The sequence below is a fragment of the Streptomyces sp. NPDC059649 genome (assembly GCF_042734445.1).
Taxonomy (GTDB): domain Bacteria; phylum Actinomycetota; class Actinomycetes; order Streptomycetales; family Streptomycetaceae; genus Streptomyces.
Window position 1 is genome coordinate 266,113 of record NZ_JBHWDV010000002.1, and the last position, 22,337, is coordinate 288,449.

The window sequence follows — 22,337 nt, forward strand, 5'->3', positions numbered from 1 at the left end:
CGGGCCCGGCCGTCGAGGCTGCCGGTCCACGGCATTGCTCGAACGAACAGGCGATTCCGTCGTCCCATGTGCAACAGGGGGGCTCCGGTGTTGTCGAGCGGTAAAGTAAATGAGGGTAAAAGTTACCCTCGGTTAGTCCGGGTGGGGGTTGCTAGCGCGTCACCGGGGGTGAGACTGTGGCCACGCCGAACTGGCGCAAAAAGCTTCTGCAGCACGGATCGCAGAGAATGCCGAACGGTACTTGTCGGTAATCCGTACCCTTCTCTCGTTCCTCCTTTCGGGTGTTCGCCGGCTCGTATGCGAGGGGCTGCGACGCGCCGAGGGGGTCTCGTGCGCGTCGGTTGTCAACAGCTCTTATGTGGTGGGGGGTCTGTGATAGCGAGCCGGGCCATGGTGCGGGTGCCGCCGGGCGTCCTCGCGGGGACGCACAGCGGAGGAAGCGCCCCGCGGATGTCCGCATCGCCTCGGATGTGTGCATCGAGGCGGAGGGGGTACGCGGCGGGATCCGGACGGTTTTCCGTCGGCTGTCCGCGCCCGGACGCATATGCGGCCGTCGTGGGAGGCACCTGGTGCCGCCCGGCCCGCACATCCACATAAGTCCGTCGGCCACCGGACCGATGGGCCGATGGATGCCTACGGTGCTCCATTTCCGCGTAGGGCACCGATGACAACGTGAATACCGCTACCGCCGTTCCGGCTGCGGTCATTTCGGCATGGCCCGGCTGAGCGGTGCGGAACGCGTGCACAACGACAACTCGCCAGGCAGCAATCAGGATCTGGAGTTTGCGGTGACAGTGAGTTCCTGGAGTTCCTCGTGCCGTTCGGAGCAGTGCTTATCCGGCGGCATACCCGGCTGCCGACCGATAGGGCCGCCGCCCGCTCACGGGGCACGCTCCTTTTCCCGCCACGCCCCCCGTTTGCGTCCGGCCTTCAGGGAGAAGCGGTGACCAGCAAGGTGAGCCAGGCACCCTTCGCCTTCGACGCGCTCGTCGACCGGTGGAGAACGCGGCGCGAGGCCGGTCCGGTCCGTTACGACGAGGACCAGAAGCTGTGGCAGGTCACGGACCACCGCACGGTGACCGCCGTGCTCGCCGACCCGGCGACGTACTCCTCGGACTTCTCGGGCCTGGTCCCCACCCAGGAGGACTTCGAGACCTTCCGCCGGGGGAACTTCGTCGGGATGGATCCGCCGGCGCACCGCACCCTGCGCACCCTGGTCAGCCAGGCGTTCACCCCGCGTGTGGTGGCCGGACTGGAACCGAGGATCGAGGCCCTCACCCGGGAGCTGCTGGACGCCGTCGCGGACCGGGACCGGTTCGACCTGGTGGACGCGCTGGCCTATCCGCTGCCGATCATCGTGATCGCCGAGCTGCTGGGGGTGCCGGTCAGCGACCGCGGGTTGTTCCAGGAGTGGGCGACCACCCTCTTCGCCGGGGACGGCATCGGCGAATCGCTGGACATGGCCGATGTGGAACAGGCGCTGGACTCCATCGCGCCGACCGTCCGGCAGATGAACGGCTATGTCCTCGACCACATCCGGCAGCAGCGGAAGGACCCGGGCGACGGGCTGATCGGCCGGCTGCTGGCGGCCGAGGTGAACGGCACCCGGCTGGCGGACCAGGAGATCGTCGGGTTCGTGGCCCTGCTGCTGGTGGCCGGGCACATCACCACGACCGCCCTGCTCGGCAACGCCGTGGTGAGCTTCGACCGGTATCCGGAGGCCGCCGCGCTGCTGCGGGCCGAGCCCGGCCGGCTGCCGGACGCCATCGAGGAGGTGCTGCGCTGGCTCCCGCCGTTCCCCGAACTGGGCCGCCGCACCACCCGCGAGGTGGAGCTCGCCGGCCGTACCCTCCCCGCCGACTCCGTGGTGATGGCGAACCTGGCCACCGCCAACCGCGACGCCGCCCGGTTCGCCGACCCGGATGTCTTCGACGTGACCCGCAACCCCAACCCCCACCTGACGTTCGGGCACGGCATCCACTTCTGTTTCGGTGCCCCCCTGGCCAGGCTGGAGGCGCGGATCGCGCTGCGGCAGCTGCTGGATCGTTTCTCCGTTCTGGCGATCCCCTGTCGTGACGAGGTCGAGCTGCAGAATCCGGCCGTCATCGTCAGCGTGCGCCGACTGCCGGTCGAAGTGCAGCGGCGATAGCCCGCCCGCGGGCCTGCGCGTCATCCCTTTCTTCGTCCCACATTCCGGGAGTGCCCTTCTCATGCCCTATGCCACGACTGCTCCGGTCACCACCCGGCAGCCGACGCAGATACGACGCCTCTTACAAGAGCGTCTGGACACCCTCGCCCGCACCCACCAGGTCCCGGGCGTCCAACTCGCGGTCCGTACCGGCGGGATGACGTACGCGGTGCACACGGGCGTCGCGGACGTCAGCACCGGCGAACCGATGGGCGGCGGCACCGCGGTGCCGCTGGGGTCCGTCACCAAGGTCTACACCGCGGCCGTCGTCATGCTGCTCGTCGCCGACGGCGATGTGTCCCTCACCGACCCCGTCGGCAGCTACGTTCCGGAGCTGGCGCGGCTGCCGCGGATGACCGTGCGGCAGCTGCTCAGCCACACCGCCGGTCTGCCGACGGGACCCGACTCCGACGACGCGGCGGCGCTGACCCCGGCCCGCTATCTGGCCGGTCACGCCACCGACCTGGTCTGCCCGCCCGGCAGTGGCTTCTCGTACTCCAATGCCGGCTATGTCGCCGCGGGACGGCTGATCGAAGCGGTGACCGGCATGTCCTGGCAGGAGGCCGTACGGGCCTTCCTCCTGCATCCCCTGGGCACCTCACCGGCCTTCCTCACCGACCCCGCACCGGCCGGACCGGTGGCACGCGGCCACTCCGCCAACGCCCTCACCGGCCGCGTCCGCGCGGTGCAGCAGACCCTGGCACCGGTGGAGGCCCCGGCCGGCGCACTGCAGGCCAGTGCGCTCGATCTCGTCGCACTGGGGCGGGCGTTGACCGGCGACGGCCCCCGTACGGTGCTGACGGCAAAGGACGCCGAGGAGATGCGCCGCCCCGTCCCCGGCGCCCACCCCGGAGTGCTCGCCGATGCCTGGGGGCTGGGACTGGCGCTCTTCCAGGACAGCGGCCGGCAGTGGTGCGGCCACGACGGCAACGCCCAGGGCACGTCCTGCTACCTGCGGGCCGAACCCGACAGCGGCGACATCGTCGCCTTCACCAGCAACGCCAACAGCGGCACCGCCCTGTGGCACGAACTGGCCGACGACCTCGCCCGGATCGCCGGCGTGAGCCTCCCGCCCGCCCCCGCTCCGCGCGACGGCGCCCCCGTCCCCGCACTTCCCCAGTGCGCCGGGACGTACCGCAACGGCACCGTCGACTACCGCGTCACGGCCGACGAACAGGGCTCCCTGACGCTGTCCGTCAACGGCGACAGCCCCGCCCCGCTGGTCTGCCACCCGGACCTGAGCTGCGACCTGGTGGACCCCGCCACCGGCCGCCGGCTGCCCGGCGGACGCTTCCTCCGCGATCCGGACACCGGCGCGATCGACCGGCTCCAGATCACCGGCCGGACGGCACGCCGCACCGACCTCGGCTGACCGCTCCCACCGGCGGTTCCGCGCGCCTCCCCCCATCCGTGCGCCGGACCCGCCCGCACACCCCCACCCGTCCGGGACCGCTCACCCGGGCCGCTGCGCACCGCTGCACCCTTTCCGTCCCCGCCTCGAAGGACTGACCTCCATGAAGGACCAGCCCCGAAACCCCGTACCCGCGTCCGCACCAGCGCAGGACCGGACCGCTTCGCAGGTTCCCGGGGCCGACCCGGTCCGTCCGGTGCCGCGCGCCCCGCTCGCCGAACTGTTCGCGGCGTGGGTGGACCGCACCCCCGAGGCGCCCGCCGTGACGGACGGCCGGCGGACCTGGTCCTACCGAGAGACCGACGCCTGGGCCAACCGCCTCGCGCACGAGCTGATCGCGCGGGGCGTGGGGCCGGAGCGCACGGTGGCGCTGGTGCTGCCGCGTTCGGTGGAACTGATCGTGGCGGAACTCGCGGTGGCCAAGGCCGGCGGCGCCTTCCTGCCGGTCGACCCGGCGTACCCCGCCGAACGCCGGGAGCTGCTGCTCTCCGACGCCGCGCCCGCGGTGGTCCTCGACGACCCGGCCCGGATCCGCCGCGCCACCGGCCCGGACCGCACCCCGCGCGACACCGACCGGCCGGCCCCGCTGCACCACGGGCACCCGGCCTACGTCATCTACACCTCCGGCTCGACCGGCGTCCCCAAGGGCGTGGTGGTGACCCATACCGGACTGGGTGCCTTCACCGCCGCGGCGCAGGAACGATACGCCGTCGGGCCGGGCGACCGGGTGCTGCAGTTCTCCTCGCCCAGCTTCGACGCCGCCGTCCTGGAACTGTGCATCTCCCTGCTGTCGGGCGGCACCCTCGTCATCCCGCCGGACGGCCCGTGGCTGGGTGACGAACTCGCCGACGTGCTGCGGGACCACCGGATCAGCCATGCGCTCATCCCGCCGGCTGCGCTCGGTACGCTGCCCGGCCCGGCGGACGGCAATCCGCTGCCGGACCTGCGCACCCTGGTCGTCGGGGCCGAGGCCTGCCCGGCCGAACTGGCCGACCGCTGGGCGGCGGGACGGCGGCTGATCAACTCCTACGGCCCCACCGAGACCACGGTGGTCGCGTCCTGGACCGGACCGCTGGCCGTCGGCGCCGGCACCCCGCCGATCGGCCGGCCGCTGCCCCGTACGCAGGTCCACCTGCTCGACGCGGCGATGCGGCCGGTGCCCACCGGGACCGCCGGCGAGCTGTACGTCGGCGGCGAAGGCGTGGCCCGCGGCTACCTCGGCCGCCCGGGCCTGACCGCCGCGCGCTTCGTGGCCGATCCGTACGGCCCGGCCGGCAGCAGGCTCTACCGCACCGGCGACCTGGCGCGCCGGAACGCCGACGGTGAGCTGGAATTCCTCGGGCGGACCGACCACCAGGTCAAGATCCGCGGCTTCCGCGTCGAACTCGGCGAGATCGAGGCCGCGTTGGCGGACCAGGACGGGGTCGGCGAGGCCGTCGTCGTGGTCCGCGAGGACGAGCCCGGACGCCAGCGGCTGGTCGGCTACGTCACGGCCGGCGACCCGGCCCGGCCCCCGCGGCCCGGGACGCTGCGGACGGCCGTCGCCCGCACCCTGCCGGCCCATATGGTCCCGTCCGCCGTCGTCGTCCTGGACGCCCTCCCGCTGACCGCGCACCACAAGGTCGACCGGCGCGCCCTGCCCGCACCCGGCCCGCTCCAGGGCACCGGCCACACCCCTCCCCGCACCCCCGCGGAACGCACCGTCGCCGGCATCTGGTCCGAGGTGCTGGGCGTCCAACCCGTCGGCGCCGACGACGACTTCTTCGCCCTCGGGGGCGACTCCGTCGTGGCCGTACGGGTGCTCTCCCGCATCCGGGCGGAACGAGCCGTCCGGCTGACCGTCCGGGACCTGTTCACCGCCCGCACCGTGGCCGGACTGGCCGCCCTCCTCGACGTGGCGGAGACCCACGACCCGTCCGGGCCGATCACCGCGGCCCCGCGCACCGGACCGCTGCCGCTCTCCCGCGCACAGCAGCGCCTGTGGTTCCTCGACGACCTCACCCCTGGCGGCACCGAGTACCACACCGGCGTGGGGCTGCGGCTGCGCGGCCCGCTGGACACCGGTGCGCTCGGCCGCGCCCTGGACCGGCTCGCCGCCCGCCACGACGCGCTGCGCACCACGTTCACGACGGTCGGCGGGCGCGTGGTGCAGCGGGTCGACGGCCCCGCCGCCCTGCCGCTCGACACCGCCGACCTGAGCAACCTGCCGGCCGACCGGCGCCCCGAAGAGGTCGAGCGCCTGCTCACCGAGGAACTCCGGCGCGCCTACGACCTGGACCAGGGCCCGCTGACCCGGGCCCTGCTGGTCCGGCTCGACGATGCGGAGCATCTGCTGCTCCTGGCCCAGCACCACATCGTCACCGACGGCTGGTCGGTCGGCCTCCTCGTCCGCGAACTGGCCGCGCTCTACGCCGCGGAGGCCGAGGGATCGCCCGACGGACTCCCCGAACCCGTCCTGCAGTACCCGGACTTCGCGCTCTGGGAGCACGGGCGGCCGGCACCGGAGCGGCAGGCCGACGACCTCGCGTACTGGAAGCGGCAACTGGCCGGGCTGCCGCAGCTGGACCTGCCCACCGACCGGCCCCGGCCGCCGGTGCGCACCACCGCCGGCGCGGCCCACCGGCACGAACTGCCCGCCGACCTCACCGACCGCCTCTCCCGGCTCGCCCGGGCCAAGGGCACCACGCTGTTCACCCTGTTCTCCGGGGCGGCCGCGGTGCTCTTCTCCCGCTACACCGGCCAGCGGGACATCGCCTTCGGCACCGTCACCAACGGCCGCGACCGCCGGGAACTGGAGGAGGTGGCCGGCTTCTTCGTCAACACCGTGGTGCTGCGCCACGACGTCGACGGCACCGCCACCGTCGACCGCTTCCTGGACACCATGCGCACGACACTGCTGGACGCCTTCGCCCACGACGGGGTGCCCTTCGACCGGGTCGTCGAGGAACTCGCACCGCCCCGCGACCCCAGCCGGACCCCGCTGGTGCAGGTCCTCGTGGTCCAACAGACCGCCATGGTGCCGCCCGGTCGGGCCGGCGGCGTCCGGATCGACGAGCACCCGCTGCCGCGCCCGGCGGCCCGCTTCGACCTGGTGCTGGAGTTCCTGCCGCGCGCCGACGGCTCGTTCGGGCTGACCGTCGAGTACAACACCGACCTGTTCGAGGCCGCGACCGTGGCCCGGCTGGCCCGCCATCTGCACCTCCTGCTGGCGGGCATGGCCGACGGCCCGCACCGGACCGTGTCCGAACTCCCGCTGCTCACCGACGACGAGCGGCGCACCATGCTCGACGCCTGGAACACCCCGCAGGCGCCCGACCGCGAGACGACGCTGCCGGCGCTCTTCGAGGAGCAGACCGCCCGCACCCCCGACCGCACCGCCGTGGTCTGCGGGGACACCCGGATCGGCTACGCCGAGGTGAACCGGCGCGCCAACCGGCTGGCCCGGCTGCTGGCCGCCCGCGGAGTCGGCCCCGAGTCACTGGTCGCCCTGGCCCTGCCGCGCTCGGCCGACCTGGTCACCGTGCTGTGGGCGGTGCTCAAGGCGGGCGCCGGCTACCTCCCGGTGGACCCCGGCTACCCGGCCGACCGGATCCGTTTCATGCTCGCCGACGCCCGCCCGGCCGTGGTCCTCACCACCCGCGAGACGGCCGGCTGCCTGCCCGAGGGCACCGAGGCGCTGGTACTCGACGAGCCCGGCACCGTCGACGCGCTCGCCGCCCGCCCCGCGCACGACCTGACCGACGCCGAACGGGTCCGGCCGCTGGATCCCGGCCACCCCGCCTACGTCATCTACACCTCCGGCTCGACCGGGCGGCCCAAGGGCGTGGTGGTCACCCACCGCAGCGTGGCCGACCTGGCGGCCTGGGCGGGCGAGCGGTTCGGCCCGCAGCGGCTGGCCCACGTGGTGGCCTCCACCTCGCTCAACTTCGACGTCTCGGTCTTCGAACTGCTCTGCCCGCTGCTCTCCGGCGGCAGCATCGACGTGGTCCCCGACCTGCCGGCCCTCGCCGACGCGGCGGACGGCGCGCCGCGGCGGGCCGGGCTGATCAGTGGGGTGCCGTCGGTGCTGTCCCGGATGCTCACCCGGGACGCCGCCGTACGGGCCGGCACCGTGGTCCTGGCCGGCGAGGCGCTGCCCGCGCAGACCGTACGGGAGATCCGCCGGTCCATGCCGGCCTGCGAGATCGCCAACATCTACGGCCCGACCGAGGCCACCGTGTACGCCACCGCATGGTTCGCCGACGACGGCACCCCGGAGCAGGCCCCGCCGATCGGCCGGCCGGTCGCCCGGACCCGGGCCTACGTCCTCGACGCCCGGCTGCGTCCCCAACCCCCGGGCGTGACAGGTGAGTTGTACCTCGGTGGCGGTGGGCTGGCCCGGGGCTACCTCCGGCGGCCCGGGCTCACCGCCGCCCGGTTCGTCGCCGACCCGTTCGCCGGGCCGGGCAGCCGGATGTACCGCACCGGCGACCTGGCACGGTGGACCGCCGACGGCGAGCTGGAGTACCTGGGCCGGGCCGACCACCAGGTCAAGGTGCGGGGCTTCCGGATCGAGCTGGGCGAGGTCGAGGAGGCGCTGCTGGCCTGCGAGAACGTCGCCCAGGCCGCCGCCACCACCCGGGAGGACGACGGCCACAAGCGGCTGATCGGCTATGTCGTCCCGGCGCCCGGAACGGAGGCCGACCCGGAGGCGATCCGCCGCGCGCTCGGCCGCCGGCTGCCCGACTACATGGTGCCCGCCGCCGTCGTCGTCCTGCCGGCGATGCCGCTCAACCCCAACGGCAAACTGGACCGCGACCGGCTGCCCGCCCCGGACCGTTCCGCCGAGGCCACCACCGACTACGTGGCGCCGCGCACCGCCACCGAGCGGGCGCTGGCCGCGGTCTGGGCCGAGGTGCTGCGGGTGGAACGGGTCGGCGTCGACGACAACTTCTTCACGCTGGGCGGCGACTCGATCCTCAGCATCCAGGTGGTTGCCCAGGCGCGGCAGGCCGGCCTGGCCGTGACCTCGCGCGACGTCTACCGGCACCAGACGGTCGGCGCGCTCGCCCAGTGCCTGGACGCCGCCGACCGCCCCGCCGAACCCGCCCGGGCCGACGAGGCCGCCACCGGTACCGCGCCGCTCACCCCGATCCAGCACTGGCTCTTCGAGACCGACGCCGAGCGGGCAAGCCACTTCGGACAGACCCTCTCCGTCGAACTCACCGAGGACTGCGATGCGTTGGCGCTGGAGCAGGCCCTGCGGGACGTGGTCGCCCACCACGACGCGCTCCGGTCGCGCTTCGACCGCGACGACGACGGCCGGTGGCGGCAGCACATCGACGCCGAGCCGCCCCACGTCGTCCTGCACCGGCACACCGGGCCCGACGACGACACACCCCACCTGGGCCCGTTCGACCTCGCCCGGGGGCCGTTACTCCGCGCCGTCCTGCACGACCGCACCGACAATCGCCCCGCGGTCCTCCACCTGACCGTCCACCACCTGGTCGTCGACGGCGTCTCCTGGCGCCTGCTGCTGGCGGACCTGGACCGCGCCTACCGGGCCCGCCGCGGCAACGAACCCGTCGCCCTGCCGCCGAAGTCCACCCCGCTGCGCCACTGGGCGCGGCGGCTGACCGACCACGCGGACGCCGGCGGCTTCGCCGACGAGACGGGCTACTGGGCGGACCTGGCCGCCAGTTGCGATCCCGAGCTGCCGACCGACCTCGACGGCCCCGACACCTACGCCTCGGCCCGCTCGGTGACCGTCCGCCTCCCCGCGAAGACCACCGCCGCCCTGCTGCACACCCTCCCCGCCGCCTACCGCACCCAGGTCAACGACGTGCTGCTGAGCGCGCTGGCCCGGGTTCTGCGCGACTGGACCGGCCGCGACCGGACCCCGGTGGACCTGGAGGGCCACGGCCGCGAGGAGCTCTTCGAGGACGTCGACCTCAGCCGTACCGTCGGCTGGTTCACCACCCGCTACCCGGTCGCCCTGACCGTGGCACCGGACGCGGACTGGGGCACCGTACTGAAGTCCGTCAAGGAACAGCTGCGTGCCGTGCCCCGCCGCGGCCTCGGCCACGGCGTCCACCGCCATCTGCGCCGCCCGTCCGCCCTGCCCGACGCGCCGACCGCCGGGCTGAGCTTCAACTACCTGGGCCAGTTCGGCCTGCCCGGCGATGCGGGCGGCCTCTACCGCGGCCTGCACCGCGGGCTGTCGCTGGACGCCGACCCGGCCGCGGACCGGCCGCACACACTGGAGGTCGTCGGCCAACTCAACGGCGACGCCCTGGAGTTCACCTGGTTCTACTCGGCGAACCGGCACCGCGAGGAGACCGTCGCCCACCTCGCCGGGCAGTTCGCCGGGGCACTGGAGGAGATCGCCCGGCACGGCACCCGGCCCGGGGCCGGCGGACGCACCCCGTCCGACTTCCCGCTGGCCGACCTCGACCAGGCCACCGTGGACCGGCTGGTGGGGCACGGCGGGACCGTCGAGGACATCCACCCGCTGACCCCCACCCAGGCCGGCATGCTCTTCCACCGGCTGTCCCAGGACGATCAGAGCGTCTACCACCAGCAGCTCACCTTCGTGCTGGACGGCGTGCCCGACCCGCAGACGCTGGCCGCGGCCTGGCAGCGGGTGACCGACCGCACCCCGGTGCTGCGCGGCCGCGTCGTCTGGCACGACGTGCCCGAGCCGCTCTTCGTCGTCGACCGCCGGGCCGAGGTGCCGGTCACCCACCTGGACTGGCGCGGCCGCACGGACGACGAACGGCAGCAGCGCCTGCGGGACCTGCAGGACCGGGACCGGCGGCGCGGCATCGACCTGGACACCGCCCCGCTGCAGCGCCTGACCCTGGCCCGGCTGTCCGCCACCGAAGTGCAGGTCGTGTGGTCCTTCCACCACCTGATACTCGACGGCTGGAGCCTGTTCCAGGTGCTGTCCGACGTCTTCCGCAGCCATGCGCTGCTGCGCGAGCCGGCCACCGGCGACGGCGGCACCCCGACGGACGCCGGCCTGCCCGTGCGCCGGCCGTTCCGCGACTACGTCGCCTGGCTGCGCGACCGCGACCGCACCGAGGCCGAACGGCACTGGCGGGACCGCCTCGCCGGGCTCACCGAACCCACCGCACTGCCCTACGACCGCGAACCCACCGAGACCCACCGCGCGGAGTCCTCCGAAGCGGTGCGGGTCACCCTGCCCGCCGCCACCTCCCGCCGCCTGGACGAGCTGGCCCGCCGCGCCGGCCTGACCGTCAACACCTGCGTCCAGGCCGCCTGGGCGCTGCTGCTGGCCCGCCAGACCGGCCGGCCGGATGTCGTCTTCGGCACCACCGTCTCCGGCCGGCCGCCCGAGCTGCCCGGCGCCGAGGCGATGAACGGCCTGTTCATCGCGACCGTACCAACCCAGCTGACCGTCCCCGCCGACGGCACCGTGCGGGACTGGCTGCGCCGGGTGCAGGAGATGCAGAGCGACGACCGGCGCTTCGGCCACGTGCCGCTGGCCAAGCTCACGGCGCTCACCGAACTGCCCGAGCGGGCCCGGCTCTTCGACAGCATCGTGGTCTTCGAGAACTATCCCGTAGGTGACGACCTCGCCGCCGCGCACGGCCTGCGACTGACCGGCCTCGACGGCATCGAGACCACCAACTACCCGCTCAGCCTCGTCGCCTACCCCGGCCCGGAACTGGCCCTGCGGCTCGGCTACGACCCGGAGCTGTTCGACGCCGCCACCGTCGAGCGGATGGCCGAGTACCTCACCGTCCTCCTGACGGAGCTGGCCGCCGACGACGGGCGCCCGCCCGCCCGGCTGCCGGTCCTCGGCGCCGCCCGCCGCCGGCAGGTCCTGGAGGAGTGGAACGACACCGCCACCGCCCTCCCCGAGGACACCGTCGCCGGGATGTTCGCCGCCCAGGTCCGCCGCACCCCCGACGCCACCGCCCTGGACACCGGTGACCGAGCCCTGAGCTACCGCCAACTGGACGCCCGCGCACAGGAGTTGGCGCAACGGCTCATGGCTCTCGGGGTCCGCCCCGAACACCCCGTCGCCGTCCTCATGGACCGCTCGGCCGCCCTCGTCGTCGCCCAGCTGGCCCTCGCCAGGACCGGCGGCGTGTACGTCCCGCTGGACGGCCGGGCGCCCGAGCAGCGGCTGCGGCAGGTGCTGGCGGAGAGCTCCGCGGACCTCGTCCTCACCGACGCCGCCTGGCAGGCCACCGCCACGGCGGTGGCCCCCAACGGGCGCACCGTGCTGGTGACCGACGAAGACGGCGACCCCGCCCCGGCCGGCGTACCCATCCCCGCGGTCCACCCGGACCAGGTGCTCCAGCTGATGTTCACCTCCGGCTCCACCGGGCGGCCCAAGGGCGTCGCGGTGCGCCACCGGGACGTCGTGGCGCTCGCCGCGGACCGTGCCTTCGCCGGACACGACCGGGTCCTGCTGCACTCCCCGCAGGCCTTCGACGCCGCCACCTACGAGCTGTGGGTGCCGCTGCTGCGCGGCGGCCGCGCCGTCCTCGCCCCGCCCGCTGACGTGGACGCCACCACCGTCCGCCGGGCCATCACCGAGCAGGGCGTCAGCTGCCTCTGGCTGACCGCCGGGCTGTTCCGGCTGCTCGCCCAGGAGGACCCCGGCTGCCTGCGCGGCGCCCGGGAGGTATGGACCGGGGGAGAGGCCGTACCGGGCGGGGCCGTGCGCCGCGTCCTGGCCGCCTGCCCCGACCTCACCGTGGTCGACGGCTACGGACCCACCGAGACGACGACGTTCGCGACCCGGCGGGTCTTCCGGGCCGGCGACCCGCTGCCCGCCACCCTCCCCATCGGACGCCCGCTGGACAACACCCGGGTCTACGTCCTCGACGGCGCGCTGCAGCCCCAGCCGCCGGGCATCCCCGGCGAGCTGTACGTCGCCGGCGCCGGACTCGCCCGCGGCTACCACGGCCGGCCCGGCGCCACCGCGGAACGCTACCTCGCCGACCCCTTCGGCCCGCCCGGCAGCCGGATGTACCGCACCGGCGACCTGGTGCGCTGGAGCCCGGACGGCGAACTGCACTTCGTGGGACGGGCCGACGACCAGATCAAGATCCGCGGCTTCCGCGTCGAACCGGCCGAGATCGCCGACCGGCTCACCCGCCACGAAGCCGTCGCCGAGGCGGTGGTGGCCGTCCCCGCCGACGGCGGCCGCAAACGCCTGGTCGCCTATCTCGTGCCCGCCGCGGGCACGACCGTGCCGACGGCGGACGAACTGCGCGCCTCGCTCGCCGCCGAACTGCCCGACTACATGGTCCCGGCCGCCTTCGTCACCCTGGACGCCCTGCCGCTCACCGCCAACGGCAAGGTCGACCACCGCCGGCTGCCGACCCCCGACCGGTCCACGGCCGGCGCCGCGGAACACGTCGCGCCGCGCACCGGGACCGAGCGGATCCTCGCCGGGATCTGGCGCACCCTGCTGGGCGTGGAACGGGTCGGTGTCGAGGACAACTTCTTCACCCTGGGCGGCGATTCGATCCTCAGCATCCAGGTCGTCTCGCGCGCCCGGAAGGCGGGCCTGACCCTCACGCCCCGGGACGTGTTCCGGCACCCGACCGTCGCGGCCCTGGCGGCCGCCACCGGTTCCGCCGCACCCGTCACCGGCACCGGCCCGGTCGACGGCGACGTCGACCTCACCCCGATCCAGCACTGGTTCCTCGACGCCGACCCGCAGCGTCCCGGGTACTTCAACCAGTCCGTCGTCATCGAACTGGCCGAGGACCCCGACCCACAGGCCCTGGAGACGGCGCTGCACGCGCTGTGGCGCCACCACGACGCGCTGCGGGCCCGCTTCAGCCGGCGCACGGACGGAACCTGGCACCAGTACTGCCCCGGCCCGGACGCGACGGAACCGGAGCTGTTGCGGATCCACCGGCTGACCGGGCGGACCGCCGAGGAGCGCACCGCCGAGGCCGACGCGGCCATGGCCGAGGCCCACGCCGGCTTCCGGCTCGCGGACGGCCCCCTGCTCGCCGCCCGGCTCTTCACCGGCGGTCAACTGCCATCACCTGAACTGTTTCTGACTGTTCATCACCTGATCGTGGACGGTGTCTCCTGGCGCGTCCTGCTGGAGGACCTGGAGACCGCCTACCGCCAGGCACGCGCCGGGGAGCCGGTCCGCCTGCCCGCCCGCACCACCTCCGTACAGGAATGGGCCCGGCGGCTGCGGACCCATACGGAAGCCGGCGGATTCACCGGCGAGAGCGCCCACTGGAACGCCGTCGCCGAACACTGCGCGGCCCCGCTGCCGGTCGACGCCGACGGCGGCAACACCATCGCCGACCTGCGCTCGGTCACCGTCCGCCTGGACCCGCGGCACACCGCCGACCTGCTGCACAAGGTGCCCGGCGTCTACCGCACGCAGATCAACGACGTCCTGCTCACCGCACTCGGCCGGGTGCTGGCCGACTGGACCGGCCGCCGCACCGTCGCCATCGGACTGGAGGGCCACGGCCGCGAGGACCACCTCTTCGACGGCGTCGATCTGTCCCGTACGGTCGGCTGGTTCACCAGCCTGTTCCCGGTCGCCCTCGACGTGCCGGCCGGCGGCTGGGCCGACGCGTTCAAGTCGGTCAAGGAGCAGCTGCGCGCCGTACCCGGCCGGGGCCTCGGCCACGGCGCACTGCGCCACCTCGCGCCCACCGCCGGGATCGCCGACGCGCCCCTGCCGCCGATCAGCTTCAACTACCTGGGCCGCTTCGACTGGACCGCCGACGGCGACGGACTGATCCGCGGTGTACGCGGCGGACTCGACGGCGCCGCCGCACCCGAGTCCGTACGGCCGCACCTGCTCGACGTCGTGGGCCGGGTCGAGGACGGCAGCCTGGAACTCACCTGGCACTACAGCCGCGGGGTCCACCACGAGGAGACGGTCACCGCGCTCGCCGAGGGCATGCGCACCGCGCTGACGGAGCTCATCGCGCACTGCGCCGCCCCGGACGCCGGCGGCCGCACCCCCTCCGACTTCCCGCTGGCCCGCCTCGACCAGGCCGCCGTGGACCGGATCGTGGCGGACGGCCGCACCGTGGAGGACGTCTACCCGCTCACCCCCATGCAGGCCGGCATGCTCTTCCACGGCCTGATGGACCCGACCTCCGAGGCCTACTTCAACCAGGTCCAGCTGCTGCTGACCGGCGTCACCGACCCCGCGGCACTGGCCACGGCCTGGCAGCGGACCGCCGACGCCAACCCCATGCTCCGCACCCGCCTGGTGTGGCAGGAGACCCCCGAACCGCTGCAGATCGTGCAGACCCGGGCCACCGTCCCCGTCACCCACCACGACTGGACCGGCCGGAGCGCCGAGCAGTGCGAGGAAGCCCTGACCGCCCTGCTCGCCGAGGACCGGGCGGCCGGCCTCGACCTCACCACCGCGCCCCTGATGCGGCTGACCCTGATCAAGCTCTCCGCCGACCGGGTCCGCCTCGTGTGGACCTTCCACCACATCCTGCTCGACGGCTGGAGCGCGGCCCAGGTCGTCGACGAGGTCTTCGAGCGGTACGCCGCACTCACCGCCGGCCGCCGCCCCGAGGTGCCCGCGCGCGCCCCGTTCGCCGGCTATCTGCGCTGGCTGGCGGAGCAGGACGACACCCACGCCGAGCAGTACTGGCGCCGCACGCTGACCGGTTTCACCGCACCCACCGAACTGCCCCGCGACCGCACGCCGTTGGGGGCCCACCGCAGCGCGTCCTCGGACAGCGTGCACCTCACGCTGGACGCCACGGACTCCGCACGGCTGCGGGAGACCGCCCAGCGGGCCGGCCTCACCATGAACACCGTGCTCCAGGGCGCCTGGGGCCTGCTGCTCGGGCGCTACGGAAACACCGACGACGTGGTCTTCGGCAGCACCGTCTCCGGCCGGCCCGCCGACCTGCCCGGTGTGGAATCCATGGTCGGCGTGTTCATCAACACCCTCCCGACCCGGGTACGGATCGACGCCGACCGTCCGCTGCTGGACTGGCTGCGCGAGGTGCAGTCCGCCCAGTCGGAATCCCGCCGGCACGACTTCGTCTCCCTCGCCCAACTGCAGAACTGGAGCGAACTCCCCGGCGGCGTCGGCCTGTTCGACAGCATCGTGGTCTTCGAGAACTACCCCTTCGACCGCGGCGCCCTCGCCCGGCACGGCCTGCGGGTGGCCGAACAGAGCGAACTGGAGCCGACCAGCTACCCGCTCAGCGTGGTCGTCGCCCCCGGCGATCGCCTCACCATCGCCCTGGACTACGACCCGGCCGTCTTCGACGCCGCCACCATCGAGCGGCTCGGCGGCTGCCTGCGCGTGTTGCTCACCGAAATGGCCGCCGATCCGGACCGCCGGCTCGCGGACCTGCCACTGCTCACCGCGCAGGAGAGCGCCCAGCTCCTCGACCGGTCCGGCACACCGGACACCGCGACGCCGCACCGCGTCCTGCCGGAGGTCTTCGCGGAACAGGCGGCCCGCACCCCCGACGCCGAGGCCGTGCTGGCCGGGACCACACGCCTCACCTACCGGGAACTCAACGCCCGCGCCAACCGGCTGGCCCGGCTGCTGATCGCCTCCGGCGCCGGCCCGGAACGGTTCGTCGCCCTCGCGCTGCCGCGCACCGCCGACCTGGTCGTGGCCCTGCTGGCCGTCCTCAAGAGCGGCGCCGGCTATCTGCCGGTCGACCCCGGGTACCCGGCCGAGCGGATCTCCTTCCTCTTCGACGACGTCCGCCCGGACATCCTGCTGACCACCACCGAACTCGCCGCCCGCCTGCCCGAAGGGCCCACCGTCCGCCTCGCGCTGGACGACCCGGCGCTGGCCGGACGGCTCGCGCAGCAGTCCGCCGCCGACCCCCACGACGCCGAGCGGGCCGGTGCCCTGCTGCCCGCCCACCCCGCCTACGTCATCCACACCTCGGGCTCGACCGGCCGCCCCAAGGGCGTCGTCGTCACCCATGGCTCGGTGGTGGCACTGGCCGACTGGGCGGCGGCCGCATTCGGCAGCCGGGGCCTCGCCCACGTCGTCGCCTCGACCTCGCTCAACTTCGACGTCTCGGTCTTCGAACTGCTCTGCCCGCTGCTCTGCGGCGGCCGCATCGACCTCGTACCGGACCTGCTGGCGCTGGCCGAACGCACCGAGCCCTGGACCGCGAGCCTGCTCAGCGCCGTCCCCTCCGCCCTCGGCCGGCTGCTCGCCGAGGACACCGTGCATGTCACCGCGGACACCGTGGTCCTCGCCGGCGAAGGACTCGCCGCCCGTACCGTCCGGGACGTCCGCGCCGCCATCCCCGGCTGCACGGTCGCCAACATCTACGGCCCCACCGAGGCCACCGTCTACGCCACCGCCTGGACCTGCGACCCCGCCGACCCGGACCGCACCCCGCCCATCGGCAGCCCCGTCGGGGGCGCCCGCGCCTACGTCCTCGATGCCCGGCTCCGACCGGTGCCCGTCGGCGTACCCGGTGAGCTCTACCTCGCCGGCACCGGCGTGGCCCGCGGCTACTTCGCCCGGCCCGGTCTGACCGCCCGCCGGTTCCTCGCGGACCCGTACGGCCCCGCGGGCGCGCGGATGTACCGCACCGGCGACCTCGTACGCCGGGACCACGACGGCCAGTTGGTGTACCTCGGCCGGACCGACGACCAGGTCAAGGTGCGCGGCTTCCGGATCGAACTCGGCGAGGTCGAGGCCGCGCTGACCCGCCACCCCGACGTGGCCGAGGCCGCCGCGCGGGTCGTCGAGACCGACGGCCACAAGCGCCTGGTCGGCTACGCGGTCGGTCGGGGCGCGGCCCGCCCCGACCCCGCCGCGGTCCGCGCCTTCCTCGCCGCGCGCCTGCCCGACCACCTGGTCCCCTCGGTCGTCGTCCCCCTGGACCGACTGCCGCTGGGCACCACCGGCAAGCTGGACCGGCGCGCCCTGCCCGCGCCCGACTGGACCGCCCCCACCGGCGGCCAGGTGGCCCCGCGCACCGACACCGAACGGACGCTGGCCTCCATCTGGGCCCAGGTACTGGGCGTGGAGACGGTCGGCGTGGACGACAACTACTTCACCCTCGGCGGCGACTCGATCCTCAGCATCCAGATCGTCTCCGCGGCCCGCCGCGCCGGCCTCGACCTGGCACCCCGGCACCTGTTCGTCCACCAGACCGTCGCCGAACTGGCCGCCGCCGTCGGGCAGTTGCCGGGCCCGGCGGCCCCCGCCGACCAGGGCCCGGTGGTCGGGGAGGTGCCGCTCACCCCCGTCCAGCACTGGCTGTTCGAGACCCTGCCCGGCACCGCGGCGCACTTCACCCAGTCGCTCTCCTACGAACTCGCCGCCGACACCGACGAGGACACGCTGCGCACCGCGCTGGCCGCCGTGGTGGAACACCACGACGCGCTGCGCTCCCGGTACGCACCGGCCGGCGACGGCCGCTGGCGCCAGCACACCACCGCCCCCGGCGCGGCCCCCGCCCTGGAGGTCCGCGACCTGCCCGGCCGGGACCCGAAGGACCGCGCCGCGGCGCTGCGCACCCTGTCCGAGGAACTCTGCGCGGGCTTCGACCTGGCACACGGGCCGCTGCTGAAGACCGTGCTGTGCCGCCCGGCCGACGACGGGGAGGCCCGCCCGGTACTGCTGCTCGCCGCCCACCACCTGGTCGTGGACGCGGTGTCCTGGCGCATCCTGCTGGAGGACCTCGACACCGCCTACCGCGCGGTGCGCGCCGGGGGCCGGGCCGACCTCGGGCCCCGGACCACCTCCTTCCGCGACTGGGCACAGCGGTTGCACGACCACACCGCGGCCGGCGGCTTCGACGACGAACTCCCGTACTGGGCCCGGGCGCACCCGCCGGCCGCCCTGCCCACCGACCGCACCGGCCGCAACACCGCCGCCTCCGAGGACACCGTGACCGTCCGTCTGGAGGCCGAGGAGACCCGCCGGCTGCTCCAGGACGTGCCGGACGCCTACCGGACCCGGATCAACGACGTCCTGCTGTGCGCCCTGGGCCGGGTACTGGCCCGCTGGACCGGACACGACCGGGTGCTGGTCGGGCTGGAGGGCCACGGCCGCGAGGAGATCTTCGACGACGTCGACCTGTCCCGCACCGTCGGCTGGTTCACCACCATGTTCCCGGTCACGCTGGACGTGCCGCCGGGCGCCGGCCTCGGCGCCGCCCTGAAGTCGGTGAAGGAGGGCCTGCGCGCGCTGCCCCGGCACGGCCTCGGCCACGGCGCCCTGCGCCACCTGCGCGGCCCCGCCGCCCCGGGCCTCCCGGCCGCCCCGCAGATCGGCTTCAACTACCTCGGCCAGCAGGACTGGCACGCCTCCGCCGGTGACGGCCTGCTGCACGCACCGTACGGCCCGCTGGAGGGCGGTATGGACCCGGCGGCCGAACGGCCCCAGCTGATCGACGTGGTCGGCCGGGTGGCCGACAAACGGCTGGAGTTCACCTGGTCGTACTCGACCGAGCGGCATCTGCGGTCGACCGTGGCCCGGCTGGCCGAGGAGCTGGCCGCCGAACTGCGGGAGATCGTCCGGCACTGCGCCGAACCGGGTGCCGGCGGCCGCACGCCCTCCGACTTCCCGCTGGCCCGCCTCGACCAGGACACCGTCGACCGGCTGGTCGGCAACGGCCGGGACGTCACCGACCTCTACCCGCTGACCCCCACCCAGGCCGGCATGGTCTTCCACGGCCTCGACGCCGCCGAGGAGGGCCTCTACGTCGAACAGGCCACCTTCGTCGTGGACGGTGTCCGCGACCCCCGGCTGCTGGCCGCCGCCTGGCAACACGTCGTCGACCGCACCCCAGTCCTGCGCACCGCGGTGCTGCTGCACGAGACGCCCGCCCCGCTGCAGGCCGTGCACCGCTCCGTCACCCTGCCGGTGACCGAAGTGGACTGGAGCGATCTGCCGCCGGTCGAGCGGGCGGCCGCGCTGGAACGGCTGCTCGCCGAGGACCGGGCCCGCGGCATGGCCCTGGACCGGGCGCCGCTGCTGCGGCTCACCCTCATCCGGCTCGCCCCGGCCGAGGTGCGGGTCGTATGGACCTTCCACCACGTCCTGCTCGACGGCTGGAGCGTCTTCCAGGTGCTCGCCGACGTCTTCGCCTGCCACGCCGCGCTCGCCGCCGGCACCGAGCCCCGGCTGCCGGACCGCAGACCGTTCGCGGACCACGTCGGCTGGCTCGCCGCCCAGGACCCGGCCCCGGCCGAGGCGCACTGGCGCCGGGCGCTGACCGGGCTCACCGCCCCCACCCCGCTGCCCTACGACCGGCGCCCGGCCCCCGGCGCCGCCACCCGCTCCGGCACCTGGCTCTCGCTCCACCTCGATGAGGAACGCACCGCGGCACTCCAGGACTTCGCCCGGCGCCACCACCTGACCCTCAACACCCTCGTCCAGGGCGCCTGGGGCCTGCTGCTGTCCCGCTGGAGCGGGGAACGGGACGTCTGCTTCGGCTCCACGGTCTCCGGCCGGCCCGCCGACCTGCCCGGCGCCGACGCCATCCCGGGCCTGTTCATCACCACCCTGCCGGTACGCGTCGACGTCACCGGCGACGCATCCCCGGCCGAGTGGCTGCGCGGCGTCCAGACCGCACAGGCCGACGCCCGCGGGTTTGAACACGTCGCCCTCGCCGACCTGCACGACTGGAGTGAACTGCCCGCCGGAACCCCGCTGTTCGACAGCCTGGTGGTCTTCGAGAACTACCCGATCACCACCACGGCCGCCACCGCACACGGCCTGCAGGTACGCGATCTGCACGCCCTGGAGGCCACCAACTACCCCCTGACCGTGGTGGTGTCGCCCGGCTCCCGGCTGACCGTCGAACTCGGCTACGACCCGCGGTACTTCGAGGAGACCACCGCCGGATCCCTGGCCGGCCAACTCGTGCACACCCTCGGCGCCCTCACGGAACCCGGCGCGGCGACGTCCCTGGACGGGATCGATGTGCTGCCGCCGGAGGAGCGGGCCCGGCTGACCGTCCGGCCCACCCGGCCGGACACCGACCCGGTCCCGCCGGCCACCCTGGCCGCGCTCGTCGAGGCGGCGGTGGACCGGACGCCCACCGCGCCCGCCCTGGAGGACGCCCAACTCCAGCTCAGCTTCGCCGAGTTGGAGGACCGCGCCAACCGGCTCGCGCACCGGCTGATCGCCCGCGGAACCGGCCCCGGCGACCTCGTCGCCCTGGTCCTGCCCAGATCGGCCGACATGATCGTCGCCCAACTGGCCACCGCCAAGGCGGGCGCCGCCTACCTGCCGGTGGACCCCGGCTACCCGGACGAGCGGGTCGCCCTGATGCTGCGCGACGCGGCGCCCGCCGTCACCCTGCGGGCCGCGGACGTCCAGGACCTGCCGGCGGCCGAGGCGGACGGCACCCCGTCCCACCGCCCCACCGACCACGACCGGACCCGCCCCCTCGACCTCGACGACCCGGCCTACGTCATCTACACCTCCGGCTCCACCGGCACCCCCAAGGGCGTCGTCGTCACCCACCGCGGACTGGCCGCCTTCGCCGCCGCCGAGGCCGAGCACTACCAGGTCCGCCCGGGGGACCGCGTACTGGCCTTCGCCACACCCAGCTTCGACGCGTCCGTACTGGAGCTGTGCATGGCCCTGCCGGCCGGCGCCTGCCTGGTGGTACCGCCGCCCGGCCCGCTGCTCGGCGCGCAACTCGCCGACGTACTGCGCACCGCCCGCATCACCCACACCCTGCTGCCGCCCGCCGCGCTCGCCACCGTGCCGCCGGACACCCCCGGCACCCTGCCGGACCTGCGCACCCTCATCGTCGGCGCGGACACCTGCGGCGCCGAACTGGCCGGCCGCTGGGCCCCGCACCACCGGATGATCAACTCCTACGGGCCCACCGAGACCACCGTCGTCGCCACCTGGTCCGAACCGCTACGGCCCGACGGCGGCACGCCACCCATCGGACGCCCGCTGCCCGCCACCGGGGTCTACGTCCTCGACCCGCGGCTCCGGCCGGTCGCCGACGGCGTCCCCGGGGAACTCTGGATCAGCGGCCCCTCCCTGGCCCGCGGCTACCTGGGCCGCCCCGGCCTGACCGCCGCACGCTTCCTCGCCGACCCCTACGGCCCGCCGGGCACCCGCATGTACCGCACCGGCGACCTCGTACGGCGCGACGCCCACGGCGACCTCCACCACCTCGGCCGCACCGACCACCAGATCAAGCTGCGCGGCCACCGCATCGAGGCGGGCGAGGTCGAGGCCGCTCTCGGCCGCCACCCGGCCGTCCGCGACGCCGTGGTGACCGTACGGGAGGACGAGCCCGGGCAGCCGCGGCTGGTGGCCCATCTGCTCGCCGCACCCGGGGCCGACACCCCCGCCGGGGCGGAACTACGGGCGTTCGCCGCCCGTACGCTGCCCGCCCACATGGTCCCCACCGCCTTCGCCGTCCTGGAGCGCTTCCCGCTCACCGAGAACGGCAAGACCGACCGCGCCGCCCTGCCCGCACCGGAACCCGAACCGGACGGGCCCGCCGGGCACACCGCGCCCCGCACCCCCACCGAGGAAGTCCTCGCGGACCTCTGGTCCGAGGTCCTGGAGACGGCCCTGGGCGTCGAGGACGACTTCTTCGCTCTCGGCGGCGACTCGCTGCGCAGCCTGCACATCGCCGCCCGCGCCAACGAGACCTTCGGCGTGGCCCTGACCCCTCGGGACGTGCTGGCCTCCCGCACCGTCGCCGCCCTCGCGGAGCTGGTGGAGGAGCACGTCCTGCGCGAACTCGAAGACGCCGCACGCGGCGACCACGACCCCGACGAACGGTGAGGACC

The 22,337-nt window shown here is 74.5% G+C and carries 3 protein-coding genes; all 3 read left to right on the forward strand.

Annotation, left to right across the window (positions count from 1 at the left end):
- Positions 1–943: 943 nt before the first annotated feature.
- Positions 944–2,149, forward strand: coding sequence for a cytochrome P450 (locus ACFV1J_RS04215; RefSeq protein ID WP_385855673.1), 1,206 nt, complete (start codon positions 944–946; stop codon positions 2,147–2,149).
- A gap of 61 nt (positions 2,150–2,210) precedes the next feature.
- On the forward strand, positions 2,211–3,560 hold the full coding sequence (locus ACFV1J_RS04220) for a serine hydrolase domain-containing protein (RefSeq protein WP_385855674.1): 1,350 nt from the start codon (positions 2,211–2,213) through the stop codon (positions 3,558–3,560).
- Between the two features lie 142 nt (positions 3,561–3,702).
- Positions 3,703–22,332, forward strand: a complete 18,630-nt coding sequence (locus ACFV1J_RS04225; protein ID WP_385855675.1) for a non-ribosomal peptide synthase/polyketide synthase — start codon at positions 3,703–3,705, stop codon at positions 22,330–22,332.
- Positions 22,333–22,337: the final 5 nt, after the last annotated feature.

What these genes read in the sequence shown, in the direction of transcription:
- ACFV1J_RS04220 (WP_385855674.1), top strand. Translation starts at nt 2,211, where the DNA reads ATGCCCTATGCCACGACTGCTCCGGTCACCACCCGGCAGCCGACGCAG.
- ACFV1J_RS04225 (WP_385855675.1), top strand. Translation starts at nt 3,703, where the DNA reads ATGAAGGACCAGCCCCGAAACCCCGTACCCGCGTCCGCACCAGCGCAG.